Source organism: Marinitenerispora sediminis (assembly GCF_003336425.1).
GTDB classification, from domain to species: Bacteria; Actinomycetota; Actinomycetes; order Streptosporangiales; family Streptosporangiaceae; genus Marinitenerispora; species Marinitenerispora sediminis.
Window position 1 is genome coordinate 25720 of sequence record NZ_QEIO01000056.1, and the last position, 6708, is coordinate 32427.

A 6708-nucleotide genomic window follows, 5' to 3' on the forward strand; every position below is an offset into this window, starting at 1 on the left:
CGCGCCCAGCGTGGCGGCGGCCCGCCGCGCGGCTCGGCCGTCCCGCCGCGGCCGGAGGCCTCAGTACCCGCCGCGGGTCCGCCGGGCGGCCGGACGGCTGCGGCGCCCCGCCCCGGCCAGGCCGCCGCGCTGGAAGGCCCGCACCAGCTCGCCGCCCAGGTTGGCGCCGGCGCCGAGCGCCAGGCCCACCGCCACCGCCTCCGACACGCTCAGCAGACCCGCCACCGGGTCGCCGAGGCTGATCTGCAGCAGGCCCCGGTACAGGATGCTGCCGGGCAGCAGCGGCGCGATCGAGGGGATGATGTAGGGCAGCACCGGCCGCTGGGTGCGCCGTGCCAGCCAGTGCGAGATCACCCCGATCACCACCGCGCCCGCCGCGGTCCCCACGACCGGTGGCACGTGCAGCGTCGCCGGGCTGGCCAGGGTGGCGTAGACGACCCAGATCAGGATGCCCATCACCGCGGTGGCCGGCAGCATACGGGGAGGGACGGCCAGGGAGATCGCGAAGGCGACGGCGATCCCCGCCGCGCTCAGCAGCACCGCCGGTTCGAGAGAGGTGCCGGCCGAGGGGAGGCTGTCCAGCTTCATGTCGACGCCGAGCCGCACGGCGGTGTAGGCCACGGCGCCCACCCCGGACACGATCGCGCCCAGGGTGAAGAACACCTCCAGGAGCCGCGCCGACGCCGACACGTAGCTGCCGCTGATCCCGTCCTGCAGGCTGGAGACCAGCGGCCGGCCGGGGAGCAGCGCCATGATGTTACCGGTGATGACCGCGCCGGCCTGCAGGCCGAGGTCGAGTTCCGAGCTCGCCCACAGCAGCGCCACCCCCATGCTGGAGGCCAGCACCGCCGCCGCCGTCATCTGGTAGAACTCCGCCACCCCGCGCTTGGCCAGGAAGACCGACGCGCGGTCGCCCAGCACCGTCGCGGCGAAGGCCGCCGCGGCGACGATGAACTGGCCGCCGACCATGAGGCTGGCGCTGAAGGCGATGAGGCCGAACGCCGTCACCAGCAGCCAGTGCGGATACGGCGGGCGGGCGCGCTTGATCATGCGCAGCCGGGCGATCGCCCCCTCCAGCTCCACCTGGCCCAGCGCGGCGTCCTGCACCAGCGTGTGCAGCTCGTTCACCCGGAAGTAGTCCAGCGTGCGCCGCCGCACCACGCGTTCGCCGGTGACCGGCGGGTGGTCGCCCCCCGGGTGGCAGGACAGCGTGAGGGCGGTGAAGGTGACCGAGACCTCGCTGCGCGGCAGCTCGAAGGCCACGGACAGGCTGAGCATCGCCTCGCTCACGGCCTCCGTGGCCTCGCCGCTGGCCAGCAGGAGCTCGCCGACCCGCAGCACGAGGTCGATGGCGCGGGGATCGGGAAGCTCGACGGCGTCGTCGTCGAGGCCGTCGGCGCCCAGTTCGGTCTCTCGGGCGGCGCGCCAGTCCCGGAGCCGGCTCAGCAGGTTGTACTCGTTCAGCGGGGCGGGCCGCTGTGGTCGCTGCGCCATCGGCGGTCTTCGATACCTCCTCGCGAGAGTCTCGCGGCTCGGGCGGGCGGCGACGGCGCGCCCGGATGTGGGGTCATGGGATCAGCGGGCTCGCGCCTCGTGGAGCGGCAGCGGTGCGGCCGCCGTCGTCCGGCGGCCGCGGCCACCCCATGGGACGCGCGTACCCGTGGTGCGGTTGGCGGGAATCCGGGGCGGAGCCGGTGAACTGCGTCACCGCTTCGCGGCGGCGGCCGAGCGGTCCGGCGCCGAAGCGCCGCCCGCCGCCGGCGGACGCCGCCGCATCGTTTCCGCAGGTCATGCCGCCCCCCATGCTAGGTCGTGCCGGGCGGGCGCCCGTCCACCGGCCGCCCCCGTGTGTCACCGCTACCCGTTCTCGGCGCGGGTGCCCGCGGGCGGGGACCCGCCGCCGCGCCGTTCGTGGCGGGCTCAGTCGCCCTCGCCCGGGCGGATGACCCCGGTCTCGTAGGCGTAGACCACCGCCTGCACCCGGTCGCGCAGCCCCAGCTTGGTGAGCACGTTGCCCACGTGCGTCTTGACGGTGGTCTCGCTGACCACCAGTTCCCGGGCGATCTCGGCGTTGGACAGCCCGCGCCCGAGCAGCCGGAGCACCTCGCGCTCCCGCTCGGTGAGGCGGTGCAGCAGGGGCGGCGGCGCCTCGCGGGTGCTGGGCAGCTTGTCGGCGAAGCGGTCCAGCAGCCGCCGGGTCACCGCGGGGGCCACGATCGCCGCTCCGTCGGCCACCACGCGGATGGCCGCCACGAGTTCGTCCGGCGGGACGTCCTTGAGCAGGAAGCCGCTCGCTCCCGCGCGCAGCGCCTCCACCACGTACTCGTCCAGGTCGAAGGTGGTGAGCACCAGCACCCGGACCTCCTGGCCCGCGCCCCGCGCCCACGCCAGGATCTCGCGGGTGGCGTCGATGCCGTCCTTGACCGGCATCCGGATGTCCATCAGCACCACGTCGGGCAGCAGGCGCCGGGTCGCGGCGAGCGCGTCGTGGCCGTTGGCGGCCTCACCGACGACGGACACCTCGGACTCCGACTCCAGGATGAGCCGGAACCCGGTGCGCAGCAGCGGCTGGTCGTCGACCAGCAGGACGCGGATGGACATGCCGTAATTGTCGCCGACCGGCGGAGCCGCGGCGAACGGTGCGCCGCCGCCGTGCGTCACCGCGCCGCCGCCGTCTCGGGGCGCTCGGCGCCGGAGCGGTTCTCGGGCACCCGGGCGCGCACGGAGAACCCCCCGCCGGGCCGCGGGCCGGCCTCCAGGTCGCCGCCGAACAGCGACACCCGCTCCCGCATGCCCAGCAGTCCGTGCCCGGGCTCGTCACCGCCGCGCGCGCCGCCGGGCGGCCCCGCGCCGTCGTCCTCGACACGGACCGACACCGCGCCCGGCTCGAAGCGGAGCGCGACCTCCGCCGCCGCGTCCGGCCCCGCGTGCTTGAGCACGTTGGTCAGCGATTCCTGCACCACGCGGTACAGCGTCAGCTCCAGCCCGGGCGGCAGCGCGCGGGCCACGCCTTCCGTGCGCAGCGCGACCGCCAGCCCGGTCTCCCGCACCTGGGCCAGCAGGTCGGGGATGTCGGCGAGCCCCGGCTGGGGGCCGCGGTCGGCGTCCGCCGAGGCCGACGTGCGCAGGACCCCCACGATCCTGCGCATCTCCGACAGCGCCTGCCGGCCGGTCTCCTCGATGTCCTCCAGGGCCTGGCGCGCCCGGTCCGGCGACCGGGCGATGACCCGCCGGCCGGCCGTGGCCTGCACGGTCATCACGCTCACGTGGTGCGCGACGACGTCGTGGAGCTCGCGGGCGATCCGGGAGCGCTCCTCCGCCAGCACCGCGCGGGCGTGCGCGTCGCGGGCGTGCTCCAGCCGGGTCGCCCGCGCCTGGAGTTCGGTGAGGTGCGCCGCCCGCAGCCGGCCGAGCCGGCCGAGCCACCACGCGCCCGCGATCCAGCTCAGGTAGAACACCACGTCCCACCAGCCGGTCCGCATCTCGTTGAACGGCGAGGCCACGGTGGTGGCGACGTTGACGGCGGTACCGCAGCCCAGGCCGGCCAGCGAGCGGCGCAGCGGCAGGTGCCGGCCGCCGGAGTAGACGGCCACGGCCGCGCCGATCGACACCACGCCCTGGACGAACACCCCGATATGGTCGGCGGCCAGGCCGGCCAGGGGCAGCAGCACGAACACGGTCCCCGGGAAGCGGCGCCGGGCGAGCAGCAGCAGGGCGAGGCCCACCCCGGCGACCTGCCCGGCGAGGTCGTGCTCCCAGCGCCACATGGGCGTGTGCGCCTTGACCGAGACCATGGTGAAGTTGAGCCCGGACAGCAGCACGACGATCAGCGCGTCGGTGAGCACCGCGCGGTAGGGCACCCGCGCCCAGCCGTCGCGGACAGCGGAGCGGGAATCCGGTCCAGACTCCGTCACGACCACCACGCTAGAACCGGTTCCGGCCGCGCGTGCCCTTCTCGGGGGTGATCCCGCCTCCTTCGCCGGGATGACGCGGGCGGGGTCCGGCCGGCGGGCCCGGCGCCTACCCCGCCGGGACGGGCAGCGGCGGCGGAGTGCCGCCGAACTCGGGGCAGAGCTCGCGGTGGTCGCACCAGTCGCACAGTCTGCTGCGGCGCGGCGACCACTCCCCGGACCGGGACGCATCCTCGATGGCGCGCCAGATGGCGTCGATCTCGGCCTCGACGGCCAGCAGCTCCTGCTCGGTGGGCTCGTACCAGCGCACCCCGCCGTCGCCGAGGTACATGAGCTGCAGCCGGGTGGGGACCTCCCCCATCTCCCGCCAGATCATCACGGCGTAGCAGAAGATCTGGAACCGGGCCTTGTCCTCGAAGCGGGGGGCCGGCGTCCGCCCGGTCTTGTAGTCGACGATGCGGATCTGGCCCGTGGGCGCGATGTCCAGCCGGTCGAGGTAGCCGCGCAGCCGCAGCCCCGACTCCAGCGTGACCTCCAGCCGGAGCTCCCGGTCGCGGGGCTCCAGCAGGTCCGGGCGCTCCATCTCGAAGTAGCGCCGGACGAGGTCGCGGGCGGCGTCCAGCCAGCGGGCCTCCTCGGCCTCGTCGGAGAACAGGTCCGCCACCTCGGGACGCTTGTCGCGCAGCTGCCGCCACTGCGGTTCCAGCAGGGCCAGCGCCGACCGCGCTGTCCGGGTCTCGGCGGGGAGCTCGAACAGCCGCTCCAGTACCGCGTGCACCAGGGTGCCGCGGACGGCGGCCGCGCTCGGGCGCTCCGGCAGCCGGTCGATGACGCGGAAGCGGAACAGCAGCGGGCACTGGAGGAAGTCGGTGGCCCGCGACGGCGACAGCGCCCGGGCGAGGGGGACGAAGTGCGGGGAGTCCATGGACGCACAGCCTACGCGCGCCCGCGCCGGGGGGTCGGCCCCGTCCACAGGCGTCCGGGCCGGCGGCGCGGCACGGCGGGTCCCGCCGCCGTCCGCGACCACGTAGCCTGGCGATGTGAGCCAACATGACAGCGGAAACCCGTCAGCGCGGCCGCGGCGGCGGTCCGGCCTCCTGATGGGGCGGCCCTTCGGGATCCCGGTGTACGTCTCCCCGTCCTGGCTGGTCATCGCGGCGATCATCACGGTGCTGTACGAGCCCGTTGTCGAGGGGGCGCTGGCGCTGGGCCCGCTCTCCTACCTGGTGGCGTTCGTCTTCGCGGTGCTGCTGTACGCGTCGGTGCTGGTCCACGAGCTGGCGCACTCGGTCGTGGCGCGGATGTACGGGCTGCCGGTGCGCCGCATCACCCTGTACATGCTCGGCGGCGTCTCCGAGATCGAGCGGGAGGCGCCCACCCCGGGCCGGGAGTTCTGGGTCGCCTTCTCCGGTCCGCTGCTGTCGCTCGTGCTGGCGGTCGCGGGGTTCGTGGGCTACCAGTTCGTGCAGCCGGCCAGCATCCTCGGCGTGCTGGTCTGGCAGCTGTGGGTGGCCAACCTGCTCGTCGGCGTGTTCAACCTGCTGCCCGGTCTGCCGCTGGACGGCGGCCGGCTGCTGCGGGCGCTGGTGTGGGCCCTCACCCGCCGGCCGGGGATCGGGACCGCGGTGGCGGCGTGGGTCGGCCGCGCGCTCGCGGTGCTGGTCGTCCTGCTGCCGTTCGCGTCGGCGTGGCTGGGCGCCACCTCGCTCAGCCTGTTCGCCGTGCTGTGGGCGGTGCTGCTCGGGTCGTTCATCTGGATGGGGGCCGGCTCCTCGCTGCGGGCCTCCCGGTTCCGGGAGCGGCTGCCGCGGCTGCGCGGCCGGGTACTGGCCCGGCGGCCGGTGGCGGTGCCGTCCGACACGTCGCTCGCCGAGGCGCAGCGCCGCATGGCGGAGGGCGAGGCGGGCGCCATCATCGTGGTGGACTCCGCCGGGACGCCCACCTCGATCGTCAGCGACACCGCGGCCTCCGCCGTCCCGGAGCCGCGCCGGCCCTGGGTGCCGGTGTCCAGCGTCGCCCGGGCCATCACCCCCGACATCATGATCCCGGCCGACCTGTCCGGCGAGGAGCTGCTGGAGGCGCTGCGCGGCCGCCCGGTGCCGGAGTACCTGCTGGTGGAGACCGACGGCTCGGTCTACGGCGTGCTGCGCGCCGCCGACGTCAACGCCGCCTTCGCCGACGTGTGAGCGGCGCCGGGGCCCCCGCCCCGGGCCGTTGACGGGGAGCGGGGCTGGGGCGTCGCCGTCGGCGGCCCCGGAGCGTTCACGGTGCGCGCGCCACGGTGGCGCAGGCCCGGCCGGTGCCGCGACGTCCGGACGGCCGCCTGCGTCCCCTGGCGCAGCGGTGGCGCCCGTCGGCGCGGACTCCGTCTCTCAGCCGAGGACCGGGAGACGACCACGCTCCCCGGGCCGGCCACGGCCTCCGGGGTAGCGGGGCGGGGCCGGGGACAGGGCCCGGCACGCTCGCTGGTGGCGAGGCGGCCGCAGGTCCGCGATCGCGTCCCGGCACCACGGGGGCCGCGGTCCCGCGGACCGGTGCGGCTCGGCGGGCAGCCGCGGCCCCGCTCGCGCCGGTGCCGCGTCGAAGCCAGGACGAGGAGGCCGTCGCCCAGCTGGACGCGGAACGCGTGCGAAGGGGCGCCGGGGCCCCGGTCCTCGGCGCGCTTCGCCGTGGAAGCCCGCGCTGCGGCCGACCCCCGCCGACGAGCCGGGTACGGCCCGGACGCGATCGCGGACCTGCGGCCGCCTCGCCACCAGCGAGCGTGCCGGGCCCTGTCCCCGGCCCCGCCCCGCTACCC

Annotated in this window: 5 protein-coding genes; 1 reads left to right on the plus strand and 4 read right to left on the minus strand. The window is 75.9% G+C overall.

Features of this window, described 5'->3' with window-relative positions:
- Positions 1–60: 60 nt before the first annotated feature.
- The 4 genes from DEF28_RS13050 to DEF28_RS13065 all read right to left on the minus strand — a co-directional run bounded on the left by DEF28_RS13050 (position 61) and on the right by DEF28_RS13065 (position 4836).
- Positions 61–1494 (minus strand): threonine/serine exporter family protein, encoded by a 1434-nt coding sequence (locus tag DEF28_RS13050; RefSeq protein WP_114396766.1) that lies wholly within the window; start codon positions 1492–1494, stop codon positions 61–63.
- A 426-nt stretch (positions 1495–1920) separates the two neighbouring features.
- On the minus strand, positions 1921–2601 hold the full coding sequence (locus tag DEF28_RS13055; protein WP_114396770.1) for a response regulator: 681 nt from the start codon (positions 2599–2601) through the stop codon (positions 1921–1923).
- Positions 2602–2657: 56 nt separating this feature from the next.
- The gene (locus DEF28_RS13060; protein WP_233515278.1) at positions 2658–3914 is read right to left on the minus strand and encodes a sensor histidine kinase; all 1257 of its coding nucleotides are present in this window, start codon (positions 3912–3914) and stop codon (positions 2658–2660) included.
- 106 nt (positions 3915–4020) lie between these two features.
- A complete protein-coding gene (locus tag DEF28_RS13065) occupies positions 4021–4836 on the minus strand; it encodes a RecB family exonuclease (protein ID WP_114396767.1) in 816 nt (271 codons plus the stop codon).
- A 175-nt stretch (positions 4837–5011) separates the two neighbouring features.
- Here DEF28_RS13065 and DEF28_RS13070 point away from each other — a divergent pair, with 175 nt between their 5' ends.
- A complete protein-coding gene (locus DEF28_RS13070) occupies positions 5012–6097 on the plus strand; it encodes a site-2 protease family protein (protein ID WP_114396768.1) in 1086 nt (361 codons plus the stop codon).
- Positions 6098–6708: the final 611 nt, after the last annotated feature.